Origin of the sequence: Rhizobium sp. GR12 (genome assembly GCF_036596185.1) — a bacterium.
Lineage (GTDB): Bacteria > Pseudomonadota > Alphaproteobacteria > Rhizobiales > Rhizobiaceae > Agrobacterium > Agrobacterium nepotum.
The window spans coordinates 335947-361652 of sequence record NZ_JASXTH010000007.1; the positions used below are offsets into that span (position 1 = coordinate 335947).

Consider the following 25706-nt stretch of genomic DNA (forward strand, 5'->3'; position numbering starts at 1 on the left):
TGAAAAAGCTGTTGAAGACAGACTGTCAGCGGCAGCGCGTCCTCCGCTCGCCGCTTGTCATTCTGCTGCGTACAATATCATTGCCGTAAAAATTGCTATGGTCCTATTTTGAAGATAGAACAGGCCATATGAACTTTTATTATTCGGATTTGGTGTGAAATCACATGGCTAGTAGTCATAGAACAGACGATCTGGACCACTTCGATCTCAAGATCCTCGAGGCATTGAGTGAAGATGGACGCATGTCGGTCCTGCAACTTTCGAAAAGGGTCGGCCTCTCCAAGACGCCGTGCCAGACGCGGCTGAAGCGGCTGGTGGATGAAGGCTATATTCTCGGCTTCCGTGCGGTGCTCAATCCGCAGAAACTTGGCGTCGACCATATAGCCTTCGCCGAGGTCAAGCTTTCCGACACACGCGAAAAGGCGCTGGAGGAGTTCAACGCGGCGGTGCGCAAGATCAAGGAAGTGGAGGAATGCCACATGATCGCCGGCGCCTTCGATTATCTCCTGAAGGTGCGCACCAGCGATATCCGCAAATACCGAAGGGTACTCGGTGAAAAAATCTCCAGCCTGCCATCGGTTTCCAACACGTCGACATTCGTGGTGATGCAGTCGGTTAAGGAGACCGGAATTTGACGAAGCCGGGATAAGAAAACGGGCAGGCAGGAGCCTGCCCGTTTATCGCTTTGCGAATTCCGCTGTTTCAGCGCGCCGTGGCTGCGGCGGTCACGGCGCTCATCTGCGCGTCCGGACCAAACTCGTTTTCGTTCTCGATGCCGAGAAGCTCCTGCAGGCGTAGCCTTGCGCGGCTGACGCGGCTCTTGATCGTGCCGACCGGGCAACCGCAAATCTCGGCTGCTTCTTCGTAGGCGAAGCCGGAGGCGCCGATCAGCAGGATTGCTTCGCGCTGGTCGTCGGGCAGTTTCGCCAGTGCTGCACGAAAATCCTGGAGATCGACCGATCCATGTTGCTCGGGCGGTACCGACAGGCGCGAGGTGTAAACCCCGTCCGTATCCTGCACCTCGCGGCCGGATTTGCGAATCTGGCTGTAGAACTCGTTGCGCAGGATCGTCACCAGCCAGGCGCGCATATTGGTGCCGGGCTGGAAACTGTCCTGTTTCGCCCAGGCCTTCATGATCGTGTCCTGCACAAGGTCGTCAGCGCGGTCCCTCGAGCGGATGAGCGAGATCGCGAATGCCCGCAGGTTTGGCAGCGCCGCCAGCATTTCCCGTTTGAAATTGTATTCTGTCTGCTCTGGCTCTTTCGCCATCATTCCTCCGAAGCCTTGGTGTTGGCTTTGTTTTCGGCTTCATCGAGTTTCTCGAGAAGATCGAGGAATTTGTCAGGGATGCCCTCTTCCTGAACGGCATCGTAAAGCTCCCTGAGCTTGCGGGAAATCACCGCCCGCCCTGAGTGCGGGACCTGAGGTGCGGCCGGATTGTCCGGGGAGTCTTGGTCCGATTGAAATATGTTCATAACGTCCGGTATTCCTTTTGTGTCGTGGCAAAGAATGCGCGGTAAAAAAAATAGTTCCGGCAATCCGGAACTATTTTTGCGATGCGCACGTTGCTATCGTGGGTTTGCGTTGCAGGCCGCATGAAAGGGGAGAATTCCATGTCAGTTTCTACACGCATCGCACCGCACCTGCCATATCTGCGCAGGTTCGCGCGTGCCGTTTGCGGCTCACAATCCACGGGCGATGCCTATGTTGCGGCAACACTCGAAGCTCTGATCGCCGATGTCAGCATCTTCCCGCAGGCGAGCAGCGATCGGGTTTCGCTCTATCAATTGTTCGTATCGATTTTTAGTTCCGTCACGATCAATATAAAGACCGACGAGAATCTTTCGGGTTGGGAAAAGCGCGCTTCCGCCAACCTCTCCGCGGTGCCGGCGCTCGCGCGTCAGGCTTTTCTGCTGACGACGGTCGAGGAGTTCTCGCCTTCGGAAGCAGCAGAGGTTCTGAAGGTGTCTGAAGATCAGGTTAGCAGGCTGATCGACGAGGCCGCCTCGGAAATCGCGCGGCAGGTGGCAACTGATATCATGATCATCGAGGACGAGCCTCTGATCGCCATGGATATCGAGCAGATGGTCACCGATCTCGGTCACCGCGTCACGGGCATCGCCCGCACGCACACGGAAGCGATCGATCTGTTCCACCGCACACAGCCGAAGATGATCCTGGCCGACATCCAGCTGGCCGACGGCAGCTCCGGGCTCGATGCCATGAAAGATATCCTTCAGATGACGTCTCTGCCGGTGATTTTCATCACGGCCTTCCCTGAACGTCTTTTGACCGGCGAGCGGCCCGAGCCGACGTTCCTTGTGACGAAACCGTTCAATCCAGACATGGTGAAAGCGCTTATCAGTCAGGCCCTGTTTTTCAATGAAAGCTCTCGCGTCGCGGCGTGAAATTTGCCGAAACCGTAGGCGGTCCGGGAACAAGTCCGGTACCCGGACGTTCGCGGTTACAGTCGTGGGGTTCTCCCGCGACTTTCTGCAAGGAGACGAATTTGCATCGGCTGGCATGGCATAACGCGGAGAGGAACGAGAGCGAGCTTCACGATTCGCTCGTCCTCGCCTTGCTCGATTCCGGTGAGACAGTCATGCTGCAGGACTGGAACCGTGACTATATATTCGTGGCCAACCTGCCGGATGTCTGGCGTCTGCCAGCGGATTCGCACCCGACCGATGAAAATCTGTTCGGCAACGATCTCTCCGGGCGGCTTGCCGAACTCAAAAAGGACATGAAGACGGCAGGCAGCCGGGGAATGCTGGAAGTCAACGCCGGCAATGACCGGGTCTTCCAGTTTCAGATCCATTCCACCTTCAACCAGTGGAACCAGACGGTGATGAAAACCACCATCCGGGAGGTGACGGCTGAAAGACGGCGCGAGCAGCTTTTGCGTTCCTTGCTGCGCGAAGTCAGTCATCGTTCCAAGAACCTCCTGGCGATCATCCAGAGCCTTGCCGGCCAGACGGCCCGTTTCAGTCTCACCAAGGATGATTTTCTGCGGAAATTCCGGGGTCGGTTGCACGCTCTTGCGCAAAGTCAGGATCTCATCACCGATTCCGACTGGAGGGGCGCACGCATATTCGAACTTCTTCGCCAGCAATTCGATCTCTATCTGCCGGAATATCCGAACCTCATCCACATGGAAGGCGAAAACCTGCTGCTCAATCCGAACGGGGCGCTTTATATCGGGTTGGCGTTCCACGAACTGGTCGTCAACACGGTCAGCCACAGCGGCAATCTCGCCTATCATCCGCCCATATCGCTGCAATGTCGCCAGGATGATGATTTTTACATCATCGAATGGGTGGAGCCGATGACGCCGTCGAAAGAGCCGGCGGAGGCGCGGCGCGGCAGTTTCGGAAGCGTCGTGCTGGAAAAGGTGGTTCCATCCGCATTGGGGGGAAGCGCCGAATATCAACTTATGCCGGAGCGGATCGTCTACCGGCTGAGGTTTCCCTCCGGCGACAGTGTGGATTCTTGAGTAAAGCTCTTTGTTCGGCTTAGCCTAAAACAGACCTGCCTTCCATTGGGCGAAGAACGCCATAAAAAAGCACGGCCCATCAAAGAGCCGTGCTATTTATATAACAGGTTTTCAGGGGTGAAACCTGTTTGTTTTCAGCCAAGCTTCAGGCGGGGACGGGGGAATTGCTTGGCCTTCAGTAAAAATGCATTGACCCGCATTAGGTTCCACAAAAACGTATTTTTTTAGCGGGAGCGAGATTACCGTTCATTTTCGCCGGTTTTACGCTCGCCCTCACGCGGGGAATGGTCAAGGGGTTCTCCTTCAGTGCGTGCCTGTCTGCTCCACCCGCTTGGGCGTAAAATAGCGCATCGGTGCTTCCAGCGACCATTCGAAGCCGGTTTCGCGATATTCCGTTATCACCTGGCCGCCAAATGCGCCTTCCGCGTGCCTTTTGATGACTGTGGTGCCGAAGCCCTTGCGGCTTGGTTCCATCGCGGGCGGGCCGCCGGTCTCGGTCCAGACGAGATAGAGCATCTGGCGTCCATCTTTTTCGAGCGGCTTCCAGCTCAGGGCGATTTTTCCTACGGGAACCGACAGCGCGCCATATTTGATGGAATTCGTCGTCAGTTCATGCACCACCAGTCCGAAATTCTGCGCGGCTTCCGGGGAAAGCATGAAATCGTCTCCGGCCAGCACGCAACGCTCCGACACGGTGCCGAAAACCTCGAGGTGGGTCTCGATCAGCTTGCGGATCGGCAGGCCTTGCCATTGAACCTCCGCCAAGGCCCGGATCGACATTCCAAGACCGCGCAGGCGGTGGTCCACCTCCTTCTGGAACTCCGGGATGCTCTTGTTTTCCCGCCCCAATTGCCGGATCATCGCCTGAACCAGCGTCAGAATGTTCTTGGAGCGGTGAACCAGTTCGTGCAGCAGCAGCTGCAGCCGTTCTTCCGACTGACTTCGGTCGAAGGACGCGTTGGAGAGCGCTATAGCCACCTGATTGGCCTCCTTGATCTTGGTGTCTACGGGCGCCACGATCTCACCGTCACCGATGCGCTCGGCCATATGGGTGAGGTCGCGAATGGAGCTGCGCAATTGCCGGCCGACAAGGTAGGCGCCGCCGATGGCGATCAGCACCAGCATCAGGCTGCCGATCATCATTTGCCGCCAGGTATCGACCAACGCCGCCTGGCTTGCCGCCAGCGGTCCCCACATTACGGTCCTCCATTGCCATCCCGGCAATTGGGCATAGGCATAGAGGTTACCCTCGCCATCGAAAAAATTGCCGCTGAAGGCCTGCATTTCCGAAAGTATGGCTGGGGTGGCAAACGGTTTGCCCGCCTCAGCCTCATCCTGCGCGCTGGAAACGACAACTCGATTTGTCCCGTCGATGATGGCCACCGTCCAGTTGCGCGGCAGGTTTTCCGTGGGAATGAGCCGGCTCAGGCTGCTGGCGTTCTGCGTCAGGATCAGAGCATCTCCGGCCGAACCCAGTTCGGGGTCGAGCGGTAGGGTAACGTTGAATACCCATTCCTTGCTGGTGGCGCCGAAAAATATATTCGAGACGGTGATGCGGCGGGATTCTATCGCCTTGGCCAAATCCGCCTCGTCAGGCACCTTGGTGAGAGGCTCGCCATAGGGCACGCGGGTATTGAGGTGTTGCTGGCCGTCCTTGGTGGCGAGAATGGCGTACAGACCCTCCCGTTTCAGGCTCTCGGCGACACGGCTCTGGAACGCGGCGAGATTGCCGCTTTCCAGTTCGGGAAATTGCGACAGCAGATTGAGGGACGTCGTGATTTCCTGCAGGCGTCGGTCGACGTTGCGGCTGACGAGCCGAACATCCTCGACAGTCTCCCGCTGCAGATCGTCGCGTTTTTCCGCTTCTAGGCGAAGCATCAGATAGCCGACAAAAAGGATTAGCGGCAAGGTGATGACGGTCGCCATTACCACGAGATAGGTGCCGATAGAGGCCGTTGGGAAAAAGTTCGCGCTGCGCCGACGCAAAGCCGAAAACATGTCTTTCAGTCTGACGCCGGATTGAGGCATATAAAAACTCCGGCAGATGGCATTGGCACAGCACGGATAATACCGCGCCGCCCCCCTTTGGCAATGCTGATTTTTACCTTCGGTTGTCGTAATCCGCGGCAATCGCGTCCGCGTACCTGAAAAAATCGGAACTATTTCAACGATCAGCCCGTTTTCCTCGCGAACCGGCTGAAGCGCGGAAACGAAGTTCATCACCCGCACGGCCAGGTGAAAACGATGAAAGGAAGGTACGAAATGGCAAAGAAACTTACGATACTCGTCACCACCGCCCTGATGGGCGCGACGGCTTTCGCGCCGCTTGCCATCGCCCAGGGTACGACCCAGCCTGCGCCGGCAAATCCGGGTGCGCAGACCGAGCCTGCAACGCCTCCGGCCACCCCTATGACGCCTGCAGCTCCTTCGGCCAATGACAGCGCGGCCGCAACGACTGGCGGCGCTTACCTGACCGAGCAGGGTGAAACCCAGGTCAGCGCCAACGACTATATCGGCAAGTCGGTCTATACCGCAGCCGACGAGAGCATCGGTAATGTCACCAACCTCATCATGGAACAAGATGGTGGTCTGGTCGCAGCCGTGATTGGTGTCGGCGGTTTCCTCGGCATCGGTGCCAAGGATGTTGCCGTACCGATGGACAAGGTGACGATGACCCGCAACGCACAGGACGGAACCATCCGGCTGACGACGACGGAAACGGCGGAAACGCTGAAGGCAGCTCCCGAATTCAAGACGCTGGAACAGAAGACCAACGAAAGGAATGCGGCAATGCCGCCTGCTCCGGACAATACCACCACGTCCGCCACCAAGCCCTGATCCCCTTAACCGGGAGAGAGGAGCGGGGCTGGCTCTGTCACCCCCGCGAGAGACACCGGCCTTCGGCCGGTGTTTTTTTCGAGCGGCGCTCGCTCAGTCCCCGGCGTTGCGCGACGAATGCCAGGCCCAGGCAGATTTTATGATATCCGGCAGGGAATAACGCGGCTCCCAGCCGAGAACTTCCCGTGCCTTGTCGTTATTGGCGACAAGAGTGGTGGAATCGCCGTCGCGGCGTCCGGCATATTCGACGGGGAAGGGGCGGCCTGATACTTCCGAAATCGCTGCCAGCAATTCTTTCACAGTGGTGCCGGTGCCGGTGCCGAGGTTGAGTTCAACGGTTTCACCGCCCGCCAGCAGATAATCCACCGCCCGCACGTGGGCGTCGGCAAGATCGAGAATGTGGATGTAATCGCGCACGCAGGTGCCGTCGCGGGTGTCGTAATCCGTGCCGAATACCTTGAAGCCCTGACGCCGCCCGAGTGCCGCCTCGATGGCGAGCGGGATGGCGTGGGTTTCCGGCTTGTGCCATTCGCCGATCCGGCCTTCGAAATCCGCGCCCGCAGCGTTGAAATAACGCAGCATCACCGAGCGCAGCCCTTTATAGGTGCTGTAGTCCTTCAGCGCCTGCTCGACCACCCATTTGGTGCGGCCATAGGGGTTGATCGGCGCCTGACGATGCGTCTCGTCGATCGGCACCTGTTCCGGCAGTCCATAGGTGGCGCAGGTGGAGGAAAAAACGAATGCCGTAACCCCGGCATCGATGGCGGCGGACAGAAGGTTGAGCGAGCCGATGACATTGTTGTCGTAAAAGGCGACGGGCTGCTTTACCGATTCGCCAACCTCGATCAGCGCTGCGAAGTGCAGCACCGCTTCCGGCTGATGTTTGGCGAAAACTTCGTCCAGCCGCGCCCTGTCGCGGATATCGCCCTGTTCGAAGGGCCCCCAGCGGACGAATTCCTCATGCCCATTGGACAAATTGTCGAACACGACCGGTTCATATCCTCGCTCCGACAGGAGAAGGCAGGTGTGCGAACCGATATAGCCGGCACCGCCGACAACAAGGACTTTCTTCTTCATCAATCGCCTTTCAGAAAAACATGGGACGTGCGGAGACTGTATGTCACTTTGTTCAAATAAGGGCGGCGTGGCACTCGGCGCCATCAACCAGTCTACCCATCGCGGGTAACATAAAAAAAACTGCGCATCCATGGTCTGGATGCGCAGCCGCTATGAGAGTTTGACGGAGAGCCTGAAACACGCCCCAAGGCGGGCCTACTTCTTTTTCCTGGTATTCGCTCTGGTGGCCAGAAAGCCGGCAGCCACTGCGACGGCGAGCGTTGCATAGGGGCGCGCCTGGAGTGCCAGCGTCAGCAGTGATTGCAGGGCCAGAGGTGCGGCGGTCAAGGGAGCCGCCGTCAAAGGTGCAGCCGGGCGCCGTGCGGCATAGGCTTTCGGACGTTTGACGATCGCCAGTGCCACCAGCATGATAACGCCGAGCAGAAACGCTGTGCCAGCGACGACGAGCGCTGCCGGGCCGGCGCCGACATGCCGGGCGAGATAGATTGAGCCCGCCACCACCGCGGCGACGAAAGCGATCAGGAAGAATGCCCCGGTCAACACCCAGAGAACGATAGTGGCGCGCAGGCGTCGCGTGACGACGCGACCTTCGCGCTGGGTGTCTCCCAGATAGACCAGCAATGCCTCGAGCATGATGCGGCCTTATCGACGCGTGAGGAGAGCGAGCATGAAGCCGACACCCACGGCGATGCCGAGGGACTGGAGCGGGTTCTTCTGGACGTGATCCGTCAGATTGTCGTTCAGCGACGAGATTTCGCTGCGAACACTATCGGCCATCTCACCGGAAGCGGTGAGCGCATCATCAGCCACGCGGGCGGCCTGCGCCTTCAATTCATGTGACGCCCCGACGCCCAGCGCCTTGACGCTCTTGGCAAGATTTGCCAGATCTTCGCGAAGCTGGGCAAGCTGCGCTGCCACATCGGCCGCATCGCCGTTTTCGAGGGATTGCTGGATCTTGTCGTTGACGTTGCGCACGCTTGCCATAAGGGAAGTCCTTCCTGAACATCGTTGATGGAAACGGCGGCAGGTCAAACTGACTGCCGCCACGGGTGAATGCCGCCGCTCACGAAACCTCGTTGCCGGGGCCGAAATACCCGTCTGTCCGCCATTCAAACGCACCGACGCGTGCTTGGTTCCCCAGCTTTGCTCGTTTTCTCATGCGGATTTCAGGGAGGGGCAATTTTCCAGGAATTCAGTGCCTGACATTTGTTTTCCTGTAACAAGCATCATATAAGGCCCATCATTCAGATGAACCTTGACTTCAATCAACATGTGAAACGCCATGCTCCAGACGCCCTATTACCTCATCGACAAGACAAAACTTCTCCACAACATGGAGAAGATTGCCTATGTACGGGAAAAATCCGGCGCCAAGGCGCTTCTGGCGCTGAAATGCTTCGCCACATGGTCAGTGTTCGATTTCATGTCGCAATATATGGACGGCACCACCTCGTCCTCGCTTTATGAAGTGCGTCTGGGGCGTGAGAAATTCGGTGGCGAAACCCACGCCTATTCAGTCGCCTATGCCGACTACGAAATCGACGAGGTGATTTCGAACGCGGACAAGATCATCTTCAATTCCATCGGCCAGCTGGAGCGTTTCTCGGAGAAGGCATCGGGCATCACCCGTGGTCTGCGCCTCAATCCGCAGGTCAGTTCCTCGAGCTTCGATCTTGCCGATCCTGCGCGCCCGTTCAGCCGGCTTGGCGAATGGGATGTTGCCAAGGTCGACAAGGTCATGGACCGTATTTCCGGTTTCATGATCCACAACAATTGCGAAAACAGCGACTTTTTGCTGTTCGACCGGATGTTGACGCAGATCGAGGAAAAATTCGGATCGCTTCTGTCGCGTGCGGAATGGGTCAGCCTCGGCGGTGGCATTCATTTTACCGGCGACAATTATCCGCTCGACCAGTTCTGCGACCGCCTCAGAGCCTTTTCGGAAAAATATGGCGTGCAGGTCTATCTGGAGCCGGGCGAAGCCTCGATCACCAAGAGCACGACGCTTGAGGTGACGGTTCTCGATACGCTTTTCAACGGAAAGAACCTCGCCATCGTCGACAGTTCCATCGAAGCGCACATGCTAGACCTGTTGATCTATCGGGAAACCGCCAAGATGTCCCCGAACGAGGGCGAACATCCCTACATGGTCTGCGGCAAATCCTGCCTTGCGGGCGATATTTTCGGCGATTTCCGGTTCGACAAGGAACTAAAGGTCGGCGACCGCATCTCCTTTGAAGACGCGGCCGGCTACACCATGGTCAAGAAAAACTGGTTCAACGGCGTGAGGATGCCGGCGATCGCCATCAAGGAACTGGACGGCACCGTCCGTGCCGTTCGCGAATTCGACTTTGCCGATTTCGAGCAAAGCCTGTCATAATATCTGGTTTACCCTGAAACGAAGCTCATCCCTGCGGGGAAAAGGAGGCATCACCTGAAATGAAGAAGAACGTTCTGATCATCGGCGCCGGTGGCGTAGCACAGGTCGTGGCGCATAAATGCGCCCAGAACAGCGATGTATTGGGAGACATTCATATTGCGTCACGGACTTTGGAAAAGTGCCGCAAGATTGTCGAGTCCGTACGCGAAAAGAAGAGCCTCAAGACAAATGTGAAACTTGAGGCCCATGCGCTTGACGCTATGGATATCGAGGCGACGAAAGCCTTGATTACGAAAACCGGCGTGGAAATCGTCATCAACGTCGGTTCGGCTTTCGTCAACATGTCCGTTCTTCGTGCCTGCATGGACACAGGTGTTGCCTATATGGATACAGCGATCCACGAGGATCCGACCAAGATTTGCGAGGCGCCGCCGTGGTACGGAAACTACGAGTGGAAGCGCGCTGCCGAATGCAAGGAAAAGGGTGTGACAGCACTGCTCGGCGTCGGTTTCGACCCCGGCGTAGTCAATGCCTATGCCCGTCTTGCCAAGGATGAATATTTCGACAAGGTCACTTCGGTCGATATCGTCGACATCAATGCCGGCAGCCACGGTCGCTGGTTTTCGACCAACTTCGATCCGGAAATCAACTTCCGTGAATTCACCGGCGTCGTCTACTCCTGGCAGGAGGGCCAGTGGCAGACGAACCAGATGTTCGAGGTTGGTCAGGAATTCGATCTGCCTGTTGTCGGCAAGCAGAAGGCCTATATGACCGGCCATGACGAAGTGCACTCGCTGTCCAAAAATATGGACGGTGCCGATGTACGTTTCTGGATGGGCTTCGGCGATCACTATATCAACGTCTTCACCGTGCTGAAGAACCTCGGTCTTCTTTCCGAAAAGCCGGTCAAGACTGCCGAAGGTCTGGAAGTCGTGCCGCTGAAGGTGGTCAAGGCCGTATTGCCGGATCCGTCTTCGCTCGCACCCGACTATGTCGGCAAGACCTGCATCGGCGATGTCGTCAAGGGCATCAAGGATGGCAAGGAACGCGAAGTCTTCATCTACAACGTAGCCGACCATAAGGAAGCTTATGAAGAAGTTGGTTCGCAGGGCATCTCCTACACTGCCGGCGTTCCCCCAGTCGCTGCGGCCATGCTGATCGCTACCGGCGAATGGGACGTGAAGCAGATGGCCAATGTGGAAGAACTGCCGCCGCAGCCTTTCCTGAACCTCCTGAACAGGATAGGCCTTCCGAGCCGCATCAAGGACGAAAACGGTGACCGCGCCCTGACGTTCTGATCAATCAAGACAATAAAAAAACCCCGCGAAAGCGGGGTTTTTTATTTGTGATAAATCTGTCTTTCACTCGACATGATCCCTTGCGGGAAAGACCCCGGCACGACGAAGGGGAAATGTTCGCCCTTCGTCATCAATCCCGTGGTGTCTTCAGCCCTTTGTCGGCTTCGGTCCGCGCTTTTCGAAAGGCCGGTCTTTCTTACCTTCGAACTTGGGCTTGTCGCCGAAGGTCTTTTTCTTTTTCCAGGGCTTGTCATCGGCCTTGTGGTCGCCGCTCGCGCCGCCGGCATTTTCCGGTTTGCTGAACTTCCGCTGGGCCGTGGCCGGGCGGGTGTCTTCACGGGCACTGCCGGTCATTTCCGGCTTGCCTTCCAGCGCCTTCAGACGAATGCCCTTTTCGAGCATCATGTCCTTGCCGATAGCAGACGTGAAACGGTCGACGGCATCGGCCGCCAGTTCCACAAAGGTCTCCGTCTGCTGCATGCGGATGGCGCCGATGTCCTGCCGGGTGATCTTGCCGAAACGGCAGAGCATGGGGATGAGCCAGCGCGGCTCGGCGCTCTGCTTGCGGCCCACCGAAAGCGAAAACCACGCGCTGTCGGAAAAGTCGGAACGTTCGCGGCGGGGTGCATCGTTATCAGGGGTTTCGAAGCTGTCGCGGCGCGGTTTGCGGGTATTGTCCAGCGCGACTTCGGTGATGTCCTCCGGAGCGGAACGCCCGGCGTGGTAAAGACGCACGAAGGCGGCGGCGACTTTTTCCGCGCCATGCTGTTCAAGCAACTGCTCGACGAAATCGCGCTCGTCGTTGGCCACGGCCTCGGTGAGCGAAGGATCGGCCAGAAGTCGGGCGCCGTCGCGTTCAACGATCTCTTCGACCGAAGGCGGGCGAACCCATGCCGCGCTGACTTTGGCGCCTTCCAGAAGGCGTTCGGCCTTGCGGCGCTGGTTGACAGGCACCACGACGGCGCTGACACCCTTCTGCCCGGCGCGGCCGGTACGGCCCGAACGGTGGAGAAGTGTTTCCGAATTGGTCGGCAGGTCGGCGTGGATAACGAGTTCCAGGCCCGGCAGGTCGATGCCGCGCGCGGCAACGTCGGTCGCCACGCAAACCCGGGCGCGGCCGTCACGCATGGCCTGCAGCGCGTGCGTTCGTTCGTTCTGCGTGAGTTCGCCGGACAAGGCCACGACGGAAAATCCGCGATTGTTCAGGCGTGCTGTCAGATGGTTTACCGCCGCACGGGTGGAGCAGAAAACGATGGCGTTGCGGGCTTCGTAAAAACGCAGCGCGTTGATGATGGCGTTTTCACGGTCGCCGCCCGTTACCAGCAGGGCGCGATATTCGATGTCCACATGCTGCTTCTGTTCCGAAGCGGTGGCGATGCGAACCGCGTCTTTCTGGTAGCTTTCGGCAAGCTTGGCGATGCTGCGTGGTACGGTGGCCGAGAACATCAGCGTGCGGCGGGTATCCGGCGATTCTTCCAGAATGAATTCCAGATCCTCGCGGAAGCCGAGATCGAGCATTTCGTCGGCCTCATCAAGCACCACAGCGCGCAGCGACGACAGATCGAGCGCGCCGCGCTTGATGTGGTCGCAGAGACGGCCGGGCGTGCCGACGATAATATGGGCACCGCGTTCCAGAGACCGGCGTTCGCTACGGATATCCATGCCGCCGACGCAGGACGCGATCGACACATTGGCGAATTCATAAAGCCATTCAAGCTCGCGCTTGACCTGCATGGCCAGTTCGCGGGTCGGAGCGATGGCAAGCGCCAGCGGTGCGGAAGCCGGACCGAAACGGGGGTTTTCCCGCAGCAGCGTGGTCGCAAGCGCAATACCGAAGGCGACGGTCTTGCCAGACCCGGTCTGCGCGGAAACCAGCGCGTCCTTATCAGCGAGATCCGGCGAAAGCATGGCCTTCTGCACGGGGGTCAAGTCTTTGTAGCCGCGTTTTTCCAACGCCTGCGCGATCGCCGGGGCGATACCCTGGGTGTCTGTCATCTACCGTCTTTCGGATATGAAGCTGCCCGCATCCGCCCGAAACCAATAGGTCCTAAAGTCTCCGGGGCAGCCGATACAGGCCATTTCGGCCATCTGGCCGGTTGCATTGCCGCGCTCCATACTGCGAATAGGCCGGTTTGTACAGTGCACCGCGGTACGCTCTTTCATTGTGTCGTATGCGACCGTTCCTTCCATCATGCCATCTTCTTTCGCCGGGGGTACGAAAACAGGCGTACCGCATGGTTCATAAACGGCATTGCGTGCCCCCCTCCTTTTCGCTATGAGACCCGCAACTTGAGGCTCTTTATCAGGAAGAGCCGACTGGGTTTGTCTTGTCCGCACCCGAAACGGGCTGGCGGAAAAAAGGGATGGTACTGGTCAAGGCTATGGCTCGCATTGTCATGAAATTCGGCGGCACGTCCGTCGCGAACCTCGAACGCATTCACAATGTCGCACGGCATGTGAAACGCGAAGTCGATGCCGGCCATGAAGTGGCCGTGGTCGTTTCGGCCATGTCCGGCAAAACCAACGAATTGGTGGACTGGGTGCAGAACGCGGCGAAGGTGGCCGGCGCGAACGCCGCCTCCTTCTACGATGCGCGCGAATATGACGCGGTCGTTGCGTCCGGCGAGCAGGTGACATCAGGTCTTCTGGCGATCACGCTGCAATCCATGGGCATCAACGCGCGCTCCTGGCAGGGCTGGCAGATCCCGATCCGCACCGACAATGCGCATGGCGCCGCCCGCATTCTCGAAATTGACGGCTCGGACATCGTCCACCGCATGGGCGAGGGTCAGGTTGCCGTTGTCGCCGGTTTCCAGGGCATCGGTCCTGACAACCGCATCGCGACGCTGGGGCGCGGCGGTTCGGACACGTCCGCTGTTGCGATCGCCGCTGCCGTCAAGGCGGATCGTTGCGATATCTATACCGATGTCGACGGCGTCTACACGACCGATCCGCGCATCGAGCCCAAGGCTCGCCGCATGAAGAAGATCGCTTTCGAGGAAATGCTCGAAATGGCGTCTCTCGGCGCGAAGGTTCTGCAGGTTCGCTCCGTCGAACTTGCCATGGTACACAAGGTGCGCACCTTCGTTCGCTCCAGTTTCGAGGATCCCGATGCACCGGGCATGGGCGACCTCATCAACCCGCCCGGTACTTTGATTTGTGACGAGGATGAAATCGTGGAACAGGAAGTCGTAACCGGCATCGCCTATGCCAAGGATGAAGCACAGATCTCGCTGCGCCGCGTGGCCGACCGTCCGGGCGTCTCCGCTGCGATCTTCGGGCCGCTGGCGGAAGCGCATATCAACGTCGACATGATCGTGCAGAACATCTCCGAAGACGGTTCGCGCACCGACATGACCTTCACCGTTCCCTCGGGCGACGTTGCCAAGGCGCTGCGGGTGCTGGACGAGAACAAGGCGCAGATCGGCTTCGATGTCGCGCAGAACGAGACAGGCCTCGCGAAGGTCTCGGTCATCGGTATCGGCATGCGCAGCCACGCCGGCGTTGCCGCCAGCGCCTTCAAGGCGCTTGCCGAGAAGAACATCAACATCAAGGCTATCACCACCTCCGAAATCAAGATTTCGATCCTGATCGACGGCGCGTATGCCGAGCTGGCCGTTCGCACTTTGCATTCTGCCTACGGTCTCGATAAGAACTAAGTTCGAGTCATCGGTTCCCGGTTCTCCGATTCTTCGGAGTTGCGTTCTTCCGATGTGGCGTTTCATAAAAGCGTGTCCCTTGCGGGACGCGCTTCTCGCGCTATAAATTTTAAATGATGTTTTGATTCTCGAATATTATGACATTCGGATCGGAACCATCGGGGAGCAAACGCGATGAGAGACCTTTCTGCAGGTCCACGCGTCCTGCTCAAGCGGCTGCGCGAAATGATGGCGGAGCATCTTGAGCCGCAGGACCGTCTGGACCAGATCGTCCGTCAGATAGCCAGTAACATGGTGGCGGAGGTTTGCTCGGTCTACGTGCTGCGTTCCGACAGTGTACTGGAGCTTTACGCCACGGAAGGTCTCAACAAGGATGCCGTGCACCTTGCCCAGCTGAAAATGGGGCAGGGCCTTGTCGGCACCATTGCCGCTTCCGCTCAGCCTCTCAATCTTTCCGATGCGCAGGCGCATCCCGCCTTTCGCTATCTTCCTGAAACCGGTGAGGAAATTTATCACTCCTTCCTCGGCGTGCCGATTTTGCGCTCCGGTCGCACTCTTGGCGTTCTTGTGGTCCAGAACAAGGTCAGCCGAACGTACCGGGAGGATGAAGTTGAAGCGCTCGAGACAACCGCGATGCTCATCGCTGAAATAGTGGCGAGCGGAGAGTTGAAAAAGATCACCCGCCCCGGCGTGGAGCTGGACCTGACGCGTGCTGTTTCCATCGATGGTGATGCTTACGGTGAAGGCATCGGTCTTGGTCACGTCGTACTGCACGACCCCCGCATCGTCGTCACCAATCTGCTGAACGAGGACGCCGATACGGAAATCCTGCGTCTTGCCGACGCCATTGGTTCTCTGCGCCTGTCGATTGACGACATGTTGCAGCGCCGCGACGTGCCGACCGAAGGGGAGCATCGCGAGGTTCTCGAGACCTACCGCATGTTCGCCCACGATCAGGGTTGGGTGCGGCGCATGGAAGAAGCGATCCGCAACGGTCTGACGGCGGAAGCTGCGGTCGAGAAAGTGCAAAGCGACACTAAGGCGCGCATGATGCGCCTGACCGATCCCTATCTTCGTGAGCGCATGCATGATTTCGACGATCTGGCCAACCGGCTGCTGCGCCAGCTGATCGGTTTCGGCGGGCGTAGTCCCGAGCAGGATTTTCCGCTGGACGCCATCGTTCTGGCGCGCGCCATGGGTGCCGCCGAATTGCTCGACTATCCGCGCGAAAAATTGCGCGGCCTGGTGCTCGAAGACGGCGCGGTGACGAGCCATGTCGTGATCGTGGCGCGCGCCATGGGCATCCCGATCATCGGGCAGGCGACGGGCATCGTAGCACTTGCGGAAAACAACGATCCGATCATCATTGACGGCGATGACGGCCAGGTGCATCTGCGCCCGATGTCGGATTTGCAGCGCGCCTATGAGGAAAAGGTGCGCCTGCGGGCCAAGCGGCAGGAGCAGTTCCGCGCGCTTCGCAATGTCGAGCCGATTACCAAAGATGGCCAGAAGGTCAACCTCAAGATGAATGCGGGCCTGCTCGTGGACCTGCCGCAACTCGAGGAATCCGGCGCCGATGGCATAGGCCTGTTCCGCACCGAGCTGCAGTTCATGATCGCCTCCAACATGCCCAAGGGCGAGGAGCAGGAAGCGTTCTACCGGTCCGTCTTGCGGCAGGCGAAGGGCAAGAGCGTCACTTTCCGCACGCTCGACATCGGCGGCGACAAGGTCGTTTCCTATATGCGCGGCCAGGAAGAGGAAAACCCGGCGCTGGGCTGGCGGGCGATCCGTCTGTCGCTCGACCGTCCGGGCCTGATGCGTACGCAGATGCGCGCGCTTCTGCGCGCCGCTTCTGGCGCGGAACTGCGCATGATGCTGCCGATGGTGACGGAGGTTTCCGAAATCCGCGCCGCGCGCGATCTGCTTCAGAAGGAAGTGCAGCATCTTTCGAAGTTCAGCCATGCGCTGCCGAAAAAGCTGCAATTCGGCGCGATGCTGGAAGTGCCTTCATTGATGTGGCAGCTCGACGAACTGATGCAGGAAGTGGATTTCGTTTCCGTCGGTTCGAACGACCTGTTCCAGTTTTCCATGGCGGTCGATCGTGGCAATGCCCGGGTTTCGGATCGTTTCGACAATCTCGGCAAGCCGTTCCTGCGCATTTTGCGCGATATCGTGCGCGCTGGCGAAAAACACCACACGGCGGTCACGCTTTGTGGCGAAATGGCAAGCAAGCCCCTTTCGGCCATGGCTTTGATCGGTCTTGGTTTCCGCTCGATTTCCATGTCGCCGACGGCGATCGGTCCGGTCAAAGCCATGCTGCTCGGGCTTGATGCCGCGCGCCTTGCCGATGAGCTGAACGCTGCGCTTGACGATCATAGTTCGCTGGAAAGCACGCGCGAGGTGTTGTTACGCTTTGCCGCGGCGCATTCCATTCCCATTTAAAAAGACCTTTTTCACAATCGGAGTGACTGGTGGCGAAGCTTCCCGTCGAAAAAATGCGCGAATTGGAAAGGCGTTTCGGAGAGATCGAAGCGCGAATGTCGGCTGGTCCGGCAGCGGATGTCTATGTGAAGCTGGCTTCGGAATATTCCGAACTGGAGCCGGTGGTGAAAAAAGTCCGCGAATACGAGAAAGCGGTCTCGGAAGCCGCCGATCTCGAGGCGCTGCTTGCCGACAAGACGACTGACAGGGACATGCGCGATCTGGCGGAAATGGAGCTGCCGGAGGTCGAAGACCGCATTGGTGAGCTTGAGAAGGACATGCAGGTCCTGCTGCTTCCCAAGGATGCCGCCGACGAAAAAAGCGCGATCCTCGAAATCCGCGCCGGTACCGGCGGGTCTGAAGCGGCGCTTTTCGCCGGCGATCTGTTCCGCATGTACGAACGCTTCGCATCGACCAAGGGCTGGAAAGTCGAAGTTCTTTCTGCCAGCGAAGGCGAAGCGGGCGGTTACAAGGAAATCATCGCCACGATCAGCGGGCGAGGGGTGTTTTCCAAGCTGAAATTCGAGTCCGGCGTGCACCGTGTGCAGCGCGTCCCGGAAACAGAAGCGAGTGGCCGCATCCACACCTCCGCCGCCACCGTTGCGGTGTTGCCGGAGGCGGAGGATATCGATGTCGAAATTCGTCCGGAAGACATCCGCATCGATACGATGCGCGCTTCGGGCGCGGGCGGCCAGCACGTCAACACCACCGACTCCGCGGTTCGCATTACCCACCTTCCAACGGGGCTGATCGTCACAAGTTCTGAAAAGTCGCAGCACCAGAACCGCGCCAAGGCCATGCAGGTTCTGCGTTCGCGTCTTTATGACATCGAGCGCCAAAAGGTGGATAGTGAACGCTCGGCCGACCGCAAGAGCCAGGTCGGCTCCGGTGACCGTTCCGAGCGCATTCGCACCTATAATTTTCCGCAGGGACGCGTCACCGATCACCGCATCAATCTGACCCTCTACAAGCTTGACCGAATGATCGAAGGTGAGATCGACGAGCTTGTGGACGCGCTGATCGCCGATTATCAGGCCGGTCAGCTCGCCCAGCTTGGCGAACAACAGCTTTGAGCGGCGGCGCTGACGGAACCGTTTCGGCCGAACTTGCCGCAGCCCGCAAACGGCTGCAGGCGGTGGGCGTCGCCGATCCGCTTCTCGATGCGCGCCTGCTGATTGCTGATGTCACCGGTTTCTCACTGACCGATTTCGTCATGAAACCGGACCATCCCCTCACCCGGGAAGAAAGCGCCCGCGTCGCGGCCATGATCGAAAGGCGGGCCGGGGGGGAGCCGGTTCACCGCATTCTAGGCCATCGGGAGTTTCACGGCCTCGATCTTCTTTTGTCGAAGGAAACGCTAGAACCCCGTCCGGATACGGAAGTTCTCGTCGACACGCTGTTGCCGGTGTTGAAAAAAGCCGTTTCCGCCAAGGGCAGCGCCCGCGTTCTGGATCTGGGTACGGGCACTGGTGCGATCTGTCTGGCGCTTCTCAAGGAATGCCCGGAAGCGACCGGTATCGGCAGCGATATTTCTGCCGATGCGCTGGAAACAGCGGCCAAAAACGCTGCCCGGAATGGCCTGGCTTCGCGTTTCGAAACTGTGCGTAGCGACTGGTTTAAAAAAATCTCTGGCAGCTTTGACATAATTGTGTCGAATCCGCCTTATATAAGAAGTGATATCGTCACAACGCTCGACCGAGAGGTCCGCCACCACGATCCGATGGCGGCGCTGGACGGAGGTCAGGACGGCCTTGCACCGTACCGCCTCATCGCTGCCGACGCAGGCCGCTTTCTTGTAGAAAACGGGATAGTCGGTGTGGAGATCGGTTTCGATCAAAGGCTTGATGTTTCCGCTATATTTGCTTCTTACGGCTTCTCTCTTCTGGACGCCGTGAAGGACTACGGCGGCAACGACAGAGTTTTGACCTTCCGGAGATAGTTGTTCTCGATATGTCTGCGGAATTTTTGCAAGGATATTTTGCACAGCAAAAGAAAAGACTTGGATTTCCGCAGGAAGCGGGATAGTTTGCCGCCACATGCTGGGTGGCTGAGGACGAATTTAGATTCGTCAGGGTATGGGTCTCAGTCCCGAAGCGGGTTCTTTTGGAACCCTGAAGGCTGGGCGTTTCCGGCATGTGAATCAGTAAACTTTGTTCGCAGGTGGCTCGTTGCAGCATTTTGCGCGACCGGTCGTCAGACACGAGGCTTTGTCTGGGGTTATCTTCAGCAAGGCGCGTGATGGAGCAATTTCAGGAAAAATTTCCAGCGGTTTTCCGCCCGGAATTGCATGAAAATAACCAGATTGTCAGCAAAACAGAATTCAGGTGAGCAATTGATGAGGCCAGGACAGCAAAACAAGCGCGGCCGGGGGCGTGGAAGCAACAATAACAACAATAACAATGGTGGCGGTGGTAACAACAACTTCAACCGCAAGGGCGGTAACCCGCTCACCAGGACTTATGACAGCTCCGGTCCCGATGTTAAGATTCGTGGCACAGCCCAGCACATAGCGGAAAAATACGCCACCCTTGCGCGGGATGCGCAGAGTGCTGGCGACCGCGTCATCGCTGAAAACTATCTGCAGCATGCTGAGCACTATAATCGCATCATCGCGACGGCTCAGGCTCAGATGCAGGAGCGTTTCCAGCGCGACGACCGTGGCGAGTACAATGGCGCGGATGGCGACGATATGGACATGAATGACGGCGAAGATGGTGCACCGCAGCAGTTCGAACAATCGGAACGGGGCCAGCAGCCGGAGCGCCAGGAGCGCACTGAGCGGTCCGAACCGCGTCAGGAACGCCGCGAGCGTCCAGAGCGCCGTGAACGGCAGGAGCGCCAGCCGCGCCAGCCGCAGGCTTCGGATGAGCAGCAGCAGCCGGTCTACGACGCCAGCCAGGCGCCTCAGCCGGTGATCGAAGGCACGCCCATGGAAGTGGCCGTCGAGGAAGAACAGCAGCAGACGGAAGCACCTGCGGCTGAACGCGCTCCGAAGAGCCGCCGCGCCACCGGCCCGCGCCCGCGTCGTCCGCGCCGCGCCGCAACGGCGGAAGGTGCTGAAAGTGAAGACGCGCCAGCCGGCGAAGAGGCAGCACCTGCCACTCTTGAAAACGCTGCCGAATAAGCAGGCTTTTCAAAAAAAACATGCGATTGAAAAACTCCGGCTTGCCGGAGTTTTTTTGCTTTTAGCGGGCTGGCGCGAAGGTCCTTGTGATGGACGAACGGCGCAGTCGCGGGAACAGGCCTGATGCTCGTCAAATCTGCCGAAAATTTCCTCGACGGTCGTTTTCCTACCCCTTTAAACCGATGAAAACGCCTCCCATATTCCTGCAGGAAGGCCGGATGCTGCATTCAGCGGTAGCCGTCCACCGAGAGGCGGCGATCGTGAAATCCTTGAAACCCGACTGCCGTAGCGGGGCTTGCCTTTGAGGGAGCCTCAACCCAACACCGGAGCCGTGCCGAAAGCGGGCGGGCCGGTAAATGGAGGTTTGACTATGAATATTGAAAAATACTCCGAGCGTGTGCGCGGTTTTCTGCAATCGGCGCAGACTTTTGCCCTTGCGGAAAATCACCAGCAGTTTTCTGCCGAACATGTTCTGAAAGTTCTGCTCGATGACGAGCAGGGCATGGCGGCATTGCTGATCGATCGCGCCGGCGGCGACGCCAAGGAAGTGCGTCTTGCCAATGATGCGGCACTGGCGAAATTGCCCAAGGTTTCCGGCGGCAATGGCGGCCTTTCCCTGACGGCCCCGCTTGCGAAGGTGTTCTCGACGGCAGAGGATCTCGCCAAGAAGGCTGGCGACAGTTTCGTCACCGTCGAACGTCTTTTACAGGCGCTTGCGATCGAAAGTTCCGCTTCCACCTCGGCTTCCCTGAAAAAGGGTGGCGTGACGGCGCAGGCACTCAATCAGGTCATCAACGACATCCGCAAGGGCCGCACGGCCGACAGCGCCAATGCCGAACAGGGCTTTGACGCGCTGAAGAAGTTCGCGCGTGATCTGACGGAGGAAGCCCGCGAGGGCAGGCTCGATCCGGTGATCGGCCGTGACGACGAAATCCGCCGTACTATCCAGGTGCTTTCGCGCCGCACGAAGAACAATCCTGTGCTGATTGGTGAACCCGGCGTCGGTAAAACGGCGATTGCCGAGGGGCTTGCGCTGCGCATCGTCAATGGCGATGTGCCCGAAAGCCTGAAGGACAAGAAGCTGATGGCGCTGGATATGGGCGCGCTGATCGCCGGTGCAAAATATCGCGGCGAGTTCGAGGAGCGCCTGAAAGCGGTGTTGAACGAGGTGCAGGCAGAAAGTGGCGGCATCATCCTGTTCATCGACGAGATGCACACGCTGGTCGGCGCGGGCAAGGCCGATGGCGCGATGGACGCGTCCAACCTCCTGAAGCCCGCTCTCGCCCGTGGCGAGCTGCACTGCGTCGGTGCCACCACGCTCGATGAATATCGCAAGCATGTGGAAAAGGACCCGGCCCTTGCCCGCCGTTTCCAGCCGGTGCTGGTGGATGAACCGACCGTGGAGGACACGATTTCGATCCTGCGCGGTCTGAAGGAAAAATACGAACAGCACCACAAGGTCCGTATCTCGGATTCGGCACTGGTTGCGGCTGCGACGCTTTCCAACCGCTATATTACCGACCGGTTCTTGCCCGACAAGGCGATCGACCTGATGGACGAGGCCGCCTCGCGTCTTCGCATGCAGGTGGATTCCAAGCCGGAAGAACTGGACGAACTGGACCGCCGGATCATCCAGCTGAAGATCGAGCGTGAAGCCCTGAAGCAGGAAACGGACCAGTCATCCGTCGATCGCCTCAGGAAGCTCGAGGACGAACTGGCCGATACTGAAGAAAAGGCAGACGCGCTGACGGCCCGCTGGCAGGCGGAAAAGCAGAAGCTTGGCCATGCCGCAGACTTGAAGAAGCGATTGGACGAAGCCCGCAACGAACTGGCAATCGCGCAGCGCAACGGCCAGTTCCAGCGCGCCGGTGAATTGACCTACGGCATTATTCCGGGCCTCGAAAAGGAACTGGCTGCGGCGGAAGCGCGTGACAGCAGCGGTGCGAGTTCGATGGTTCAGGAAGTGGTGACCGCAGATAATATCGCCCATATCGTTTCCCGCTGGACCGGCATTCCGGTCGACAAGATGCTGGAAGGCCAGCGCGAGAAGCTGTTGCGCATGGAAGACGATCTTGCCAAGTCCGTGGTCGGGCAGGGCGAGGCCGTGCAGGCGGTTTCCAAGGCGGTTCGCCGTTCGCGCGCCGGCCTTCAGGATCCGAACCGGCCGATCGGCTCGTTCATCTTCCTCGGCCCGACGGGCGTGGGCAAGACCGAACTAACCAAGTCGCTCGCCCGTTTCCTGTTCGACGACGAAACCGCGATGGTTCGGCTCGATATGTCCGAATATATGGAGAAACACTCCGTTGCCCGGCTTATCGGTGCCCCTCCCGGCTATGTTGGTTACGAAGAAGGTGGTGCATTGACGGAAGCGGTTCGCCGCCGGCCCTATCAGGTCGTGCTGTTCGACGAGATCGAAAAAGCGCATCCGGATGTGTTCAACGTCCTGTTGCAGGTGCTGGATGATGGCCGCCTGACGGATGGCCAGGGCCGCACCGTCGATTTCAAGAACACCATCATCATCATGACCTCCAACCTCGGTTCGGAATTCATGGCGCAGATGGGCGACAATGACGATGTGGATTCGGTTCGTGAACTGGTGATGGAGCGGGTCCGGTCGCATTTCCGGCCGGAATTCCTCAACCGTATCGACGATATCATCCTGTTCCATCGCCTGCGGCGTGACGAGATGGGTGCGATCGTGGATATCCAGCTCAAGCGCCTCGTCTCGCTTCTCGGCGATCGCAAGATCGCGCTCGAACTGGATGAGGATGCCCGCCACTGGCTTGCCAACAAGGGTTACGACCCCGCCTACGGCGCGCGTCCGCTCAAGCGGGTGATCCAGAAATCCGTTCAGGACAGGCTTGCCGAAATGATCCTCGGCGGCGAAATTCCGGATGGATCGCGGGTCAAGGTTACCTCGGGCACCGACCGGCTGCTCTTCAAAGTCAAACCTCCGAAGAGTGAGGCCGAGACCGAAACTGCCGATGCGGCATAAAACGAAAGGGCTCCGGTGATGGAGCCCTTTTCTTATAGCTGACTTTTGGAAACGCTGGCCGCTACCTGCTCGCTACCTGATTGGTCTTTTCCTCGATGTTGAGCAGATTGTCGATGCGCTTTCTCTCGTCGGAGAATCTGGCGAGCGCGACGCCGGAAAGCGACTTGCCACCTGGCAGGCGCACTTTCATCGCGTCCACTTTCGTGCCGTTGACGATCAGTTCGTAATGCAGATGCGCGCCGGTTGAAAGGCCGGTCGAACCGACGTAACCGATCACCTGGCCCTGCCTGACCTTGGAACCCTCGGTGACGCCCTTGGCGATGGCGCTCTGGTGGTTATAGGAAGAAACATAGCCATTGGCGTGGCGGAGCAGGGTTTGGTTACCGTAACCGGAGGCCCATCCAGCCTTCTCGACGGTGCCGTTACCCGTTGCGATGATCGGCGTGCCGCGGGGCGCCGCCCAGTCAGTGCCGGTATGCATGCGGCTGAATTTCAGAACCGGGTGGCGGCGCATGCCGAAACCGGATGTCATGCGGCCGTTCGGAACGGGGTTGCGCAACAGGAATTGTCGGATGCTTTTGCCGTTCTCGTCGAAATAATCGATGCTGTTGTCTTCCGGGTTCTGGAAGCGGTAAAAACGCGTCTCGTTGTCGCCGAACTTGGCGTTGACGTAGAGCAGTTCGGATTTGTCCGTCGCCTTACCGTCCGCATCTTCCACGGAGAAGAAGGCTTCCAGCGTATCCGTTGGCTTCAACTGCGCCTGAAAATCGACGCTGCTGGCAAGAAGCTTGATGAGCTGGGAGACCATGCTCTGATTCATGCCATAGGCGAGAGTCGCCCGGTAAACACCGTCATAGACGCTGGGCAGATCGCGGCCGGCGGCAGGTGCCGGAGTACTGTCGAAGGCGGTCGCCACCGCGTCGAGCTTCGGCGGCTCGCTGGCCTTGATGAACTTTTTGCGGTCGTCAACAGCCATGGTGACCATGTGGCGACCCTTACGGTAGAGGCTCACACGCACGATGTCGCTTTTGTCGTCTTCCTGAATAATGCCGACGCGCAATACATCACCGCTTTCGACATTGTTCGACTGGAGCTGCGGCGACAGCAGGCCGGCGATTTCCGACGATTGCACCTTCGAATAACCCGCGCCAAATAAAGCGGCCTCAATGGTTTCGGTCTGCCGGGCAGGGATTACGTCGTCGGCATATTCCTTGACGGGTACAGACGCCGATTGCGGGGTGGAAACCGACATGTTCTGTTCGACGACACGGGCCGCGAGGCCGGCGGTGATGTCGACGTCAGCCTCATCATTATCGAAACGGCGGGGGTCGATGTAATAGAGCGCGGCGAGTTGCTCGTTACCGTCAGTCAGTATCGAGCCGTTCGAGCGCACCGCCTCTTCGACTTCATCGAAGCTCAGGGAGCCGGCGAAGGGATATTTGGAATGCTGGACGGGAAAGGCCACCGTTTTCAGACTGACTTCGGATTCGACCTCGGAGCCGTAGATTGTTCCGGTACGGCTTGGCGCGGGTGCCGGGGCGTCCTTGTCCTCGTTACTGGCGAAAATATTCAAGGGATCGAAGGCCGGATAATCGTCCTGCTTGGCATAGTTCGACGCCAGCGGAATTTTGACGTGGGAGAAGGGAACCTTGCGGACCACTTCCTTGTCGCCTTCATTGACAACAGTGGAGACTTCCATGATCGACCGGTCCGAGGGCCGGGCCGCAATATTGGGCGCGATGAGGCGGGTACCGCGGCGCGCCGCTTCCACGGTATTGTTGCCCATATCCGCCTTGGCGAAGGCCTCGGCGGGAATGGCAAGCTGCTGGCGGCCGTCGAGAGCAGCAAACAGCGCAACACCCATCAATATGGAAGAGGTAATACCAGTAAGGAATGTGCCGGAGAGCCACCGCAGGGAAATTTCGCGGCGATCAGGTGCACGTCGCCCCTCCGCCAGAATTGGCGGTTCCATGCCTAACGACCGGATCACATTGCGATCCGCAGTCATACTGGCTGTGCCCCGTCGGTCATGCGCTCTCCAGAAACTTCAGGCGAAGGTGTGCAACTTTCAAAGCCATGAGTCAAATTGATCGGCACACCCAGAAGATATGCCAGGAACAGGCGCGCGCGCATGTCCCGCGTTAACATTTCGTTGGCAAAGCAATTAGCGAGGAGTCGGGCCAAAACAAGGCGTGGGGCCCGTCACATTGCCTCTGGCTGCATTCCATTGCTGAAAACCGGCGGTCCGGAGATGGCTTTCGGCGTCACTAATCCGGAAAATCCAAAACTCTCATTTAGAATCAATTATTTGCGAGTTTTTTCTAGAATTTGTATTTTGTTGTGTTGACTTGTTTGGTGCGG

The 25706-nt window shown here is 58.6% G+C and carries 20 protein-coding genes; 12 read left to right on the plus strand and 8 right to left on the minus strand.

Features of this window, described 5'->3' with window-relative positions; genetic code table 11:
- Positions 1-164 precede the first annotated feature (164 nt).
- Complete coding sequence (locus QSK43_RS14870; protein ID WP_332304071.1) at positions 165-635, plus strand: Lrp/AsnC ligand binding domain-containing protein; 471 nt, start codon at positions 165-167, stop codon at positions 633-635.
- 67 nt (positions 636-702) lie between these two features.
- On the opposite strand, the gene QSK43_RS14875 is transcribed toward QSK43_RS14870, so the two are convergent.
- Together QSK43_RS14875 and QSK43_RS14880 are read right to left on the minus strand one after the other, a co-directional pair.
- Positions 703-1269 (minus strand): RNA polymerase sigma factor, encoded by a 567-nt coding sequence (locus QSK43_RS14875; RefSeq protein ID WP_080828265.1) that lies wholly within the window; start codon positions 1267-1269, stop codon positions 703-705.
- A complete protein-coding gene (locus tag QSK43_RS14880) occupies positions 1269-1475 on the minus strand; it encodes a NepR family anti-sigma factor (protein WP_045016626.1) in 207 nt (68 codons plus the stop codon). Before QSK43_RS14880 ends, QSK43_RS14875 begins: the two co-directional genes overlap by 1 nt.
- A gap of 138 nt (positions 1476-1613) precedes the next feature.
- Between QSK43_RS14880 and QSK43_RS14885 the strand changes: the two genes are divergently transcribed.
- Together QSK43_RS14885 and QSK43_RS14890 are read left to right on the plus strand one after the other, a co-directional pair.
- Positions 1614-2408, plus strand: a complete 795-nt coding sequence (locus QSK43_RS14885) for a response regulator (RefSeq protein ID WP_045016627.1) — start codon at positions 1614-1616, stop codon at positions 2406-2408.
- A 101-nt stretch (positions 2409-2509) separates the two neighbouring features.
- A complete protein-coding gene (locus QSK43_RS14890) occupies positions 2510-3493 on the plus strand; it encodes a sensor histidine kinase (protein WP_332304072.1) in 984 nt (327 codons plus the stop codon).
- 303 nt (positions 3494-3796) lie between these two features.
- Here the strand turns inward: QSK43_RS14890 and QSK43_RS14895 are convergent, their stop codons facing one another.
- Positions 3797-5521, minus strand: a complete 1725-nt coding sequence (locus QSK43_RS14895; protein WP_332304073.1) for a sensor histidine kinase — start codon at positions 5519-5521, stop codon at positions 3797-3799.
- 234 nt (positions 5522-5755) lie between these two features.
- Between QSK43_RS14895 and QSK43_RS14900 the strand changes: the two genes are divergently transcribed.
- Positions 5756-6331 (plus strand): PRC-barrel domain-containing protein, encoded by a 576-nt coding sequence (locus tag QSK43_RS14900; protein WP_332304074.1) that lies wholly within the window; start codon positions 5756-5758, stop codon positions 6329-6331.
- A gap of 93 nt (positions 6332-6424) precedes the next feature.
- Here QSK43_RS14900 and galE read toward each other — a convergent pair whose 3' ends face one another.
- From galE to QSK43_RS14915, 3 genes are all read right to left on the minus strand, one after another.
- Entirely contained in the window at positions 6425-7408 is a 984-nt protein-coding gene (gene galE, locus QSK43_RS14905; protein WP_332304075.1) for a UDP-glucose 4-epimerase GalE, read from the minus strand.
- Positions 7409-7603: 195 nt separating this feature from the next.
- Positions 7604-8041 carry a hypothetical protein gene (locus QSK43_RS14910; protein WP_332304076.1) on the minus strand — a complete coding sequence of 146 codons (438 nt, stop codon included), beginning with the start codon at positions 8039-8041 and terminating at the stop codon, positions 7604-7606.
- Between the two features lie 9 nt (positions 8042-8050).
- A complete protein-coding gene (locus QSK43_RS14915) occupies positions 8051-8392 on the minus strand; it encodes a DUF883 family protein (RefSeq protein WP_332304077.1) in 342 nt (113 codons plus the stop codon).
- A gap of 298 nt (positions 8393-8690) precedes the next feature.
- Between QSK43_RS14915 and nspC the strand changes: the two genes are divergently transcribed.
- Together nspC and QSK43_RS14925 are read left to right on the plus strand one after the other, a co-directional pair.
- Positions 8691-9788: a carboxynorspermidine decarboxylase gene (gene nspC, locus QSK43_RS14920; protein WP_045016636.1), complete on the plus strand. Its 1098-nt coding sequence runs from the start codon at positions 8691-8693 to the stop codon at positions 9786-9788.
- Positions 9789-9847: 59 nt separating this feature from the next.
- Positions 9848-11086 carry a saccharopine dehydrogenase family protein gene (locus QSK43_RS14925; protein WP_332304078.1) on the plus strand — a complete coding sequence of 413 codons (1239 nt, stop codon included), beginning with the start codon at positions 9848-9850 and terminating at the stop codon, positions 11084-11086.
- Positions 11087-11233: 147 nt separating this feature from the next.
- Here the strand turns inward: QSK43_RS14925 and QSK43_RS14930 are convergent, their stop codons facing one another.
- Positions 11234-13081: a DEAD/DEAH box helicase gene (locus QSK43_RS14930; protein WP_332304079.1), complete on the minus strand. Its 1848-nt coding sequence runs from the start codon at positions 13079-13081 to the stop codon at positions 11234-11236.
- Between the two features lie 386 nt (positions 13082-13467).
- Between QSK43_RS14930 and QSK43_RS14935 the strand changes: the two genes are divergently transcribed.
- The 6 genes from QSK43_RS14935 (at position 13468) to clpB (ending at position 23345) form a co-directional block, all read left to right on the plus strand.
- On the plus strand, positions 13468-14745 hold the full coding sequence (locus tag QSK43_RS14935; RefSeq protein WP_045015799.1) for an aspartate kinase: 1278 nt from the start codon (positions 13468-13470) through the stop codon (positions 14743-14745).
- 174 nt (positions 14746-14919) lie between these two features.
- Positions 14920-17187, plus strand: a complete 2268-nt coding sequence (ptsP, locus tag QSK43_RS14940; RefSeq protein WP_045016646.1) for a phosphoenolpyruvate--protein phosphotransferase — start codon at positions 14920-14922, stop codon at positions 17185-17187.
- 29 nt (positions 17188-17216) lie between these two features.
- Positions 17217-18299 (plus strand): peptide chain release factor 1, encoded by a 1083-nt coding sequence (gene prfA, locus QSK43_RS14945; RefSeq protein WP_045016648.1) that lies wholly within the window; start codon positions 17217-17219, stop codon positions 18297-18299.
- Positions 18296-19165: a peptide chain release factor N(5)-glutamine methyltransferase gene (gene prmC / locus QSK43_RS14950; RefSeq protein ID WP_332304080.1), complete on the plus strand. Its 870-nt coding sequence runs from the start codon at positions 18296-18298 to the stop codon at positions 19163-19165. The genes prfA and prmC overlap by 4 nt, the downstream gene beginning before the upstream one ends.
- A 396-nt stretch (positions 19166-19561) precedes the next feature.
- Positions 19562-20350, plus strand: coding sequence for a DUF4167 domain-containing protein (locus QSK43_RS14955; protein ID WP_332304081.1), 789 nt, complete (start codon positions 19562-19564; stop codon positions 20348-20350).
- A gap of 370 nt (positions 20351-20720) precedes the next feature.
- Positions 20721-23345 carry an ATP-dependent chaperone ClpB gene (gene clpB, locus QSK43_RS14960; RefSeq protein ID WP_332304082.1) on the plus strand — a complete coding sequence of 875 codons (2625 nt, stop codon included), beginning with the start codon at positions 20721-20723 and terminating at the stop codon, positions 23343-23345.
- Positions 23346-23406: 61 nt separating this feature from the next.
- On the opposite strand, the gene QSK43_RS14965 is transcribed toward clpB, so the two are convergent.
- Complete coding sequence (locus QSK43_RS14965) at positions 23407-25353, minus strand: M23 family metallopeptidase (protein WP_332304083.1); 1947 nt, start codon at positions 25351-25353, stop codon at positions 23407-23409.
- Between the last annotated feature and the right edge of the window lie 353 nt (positions 25354-25706).

Excerpts from the sequence above, each read along its gene's own strand:
- QSK43_RS14870 (WP_332304071.1), top strand. The coding sequence starts at position 165 with ATGGCTAGTAGTCATAGAACAGACGATCTGGACCACTTCGATCTCAAG.
- QSK43_RS14875 (WP_080828265.1), bottom strand. The coding sequence starts at position 1,269 with ATGGCGAAAGAGCCAGAGCAGACAGAATACAATTTCAAACGGGAAATG.
- QSK43_RS14880 (WP_045016626.1), bottom strand. The coding sequence starts at position 1,475 with ATGAACATATTTCAATCGGACCAAGACTCCCCGGACAATCCGGCCGCA.
- QSK43_RS14885 (WP_045016627.1), top strand. The coding sequence starts at position 1,614 with ATGTCAGTTTCTACACGCATCGCACCGCACCTGCCATATCTGCGCAGG.
- QSK43_RS14895 (WP_332304073.1), bottom strand. The coding sequence starts at position 5,521 with ATGCCTCAATCCGGCGTCAGACTGAAAGACATGTTTTCGGCTTTGCGT.
- QSK43_RS14900 (WP_332304074.1), top strand. The coding sequence starts at position 5,756 with ATGGCAAAGAAACTTACGATACTCGTCACCACCGCCCTGATGGGCGCG.
- galE (WP_332304075.1), bottom strand. The coding sequence starts at position 7,408 with ATGAAGAAGAAAGTCCTTGTTGTCGGCGGTGCCGGCTATATCGGTTCG.
- QSK43_RS14910 (WP_332304076.1), bottom strand. The coding sequence starts at position 8,041 with ATGCTCGAGGCATTGCTGGTCTATCTGGGAGACACCCAGCGCGAAGGT.
- QSK43_RS14915 (WP_332304077.1), bottom strand. The coding sequence starts at position 8,392 with ATGGCAAGCGTGCGCAACGTCAACGACAAGATCCAGCAATCCCTCGAA.
- nspC (WP_045016636.1), top strand. The coding sequence starts at position 8,691 with ATGCTCCAGACGCCCTATTACCTCATCGACAAGACAAAACTTCTCCAC.
- QSK43_RS14925 (WP_332304078.1), top strand. The coding sequence starts at position 9,848 with ATGAAGAAGAACGTTCTGATCATCGGCGCCGGTGGCGTAGCACAGGTC.
- QSK43_RS14930 (WP_332304079.1), bottom strand. The coding sequence starts at position 13,081 with ATGACAGACACCCAGGGTATCGCCCCGGCGATCGCGCAGGCGTTGGAA.
- QSK43_RS14935 (WP_045015799.1), top strand. The coding sequence starts at position 13,468 with ATGGCTCGCATTGTCATGAAATTCGGCGGCACGTCCGTCGCGAACCTC.
- ptsP (WP_045016646.1), top strand. The coding sequence starts at position 14,920 with ATGAGAGACCTTTCTGCAGGTCCACGCGTCCTGCTCAAGCGGCTGCGC.
- QSK43_RS14955 (WP_332304081.1), top strand. The coding sequence starts at position 19,562 with ATGAGGCCAGGACAGCAAAACAAGCGCGGCCGGGGGCGTGGAAGCAAC.
- clpB (WP_332304082.1), top strand. The coding sequence starts at position 20,721 with ATGAATATTGAAAAATACTCCGAGCGTGTGCGCGGTTTTCTGCAATCG.
- QSK43_RS14965 (WP_332304083.1), bottom strand. The coding sequence starts at position 25,353 with ATGACTGCGGATCGCAATGTGATCCGGTCGTTAGGCATGGAACCGCCA.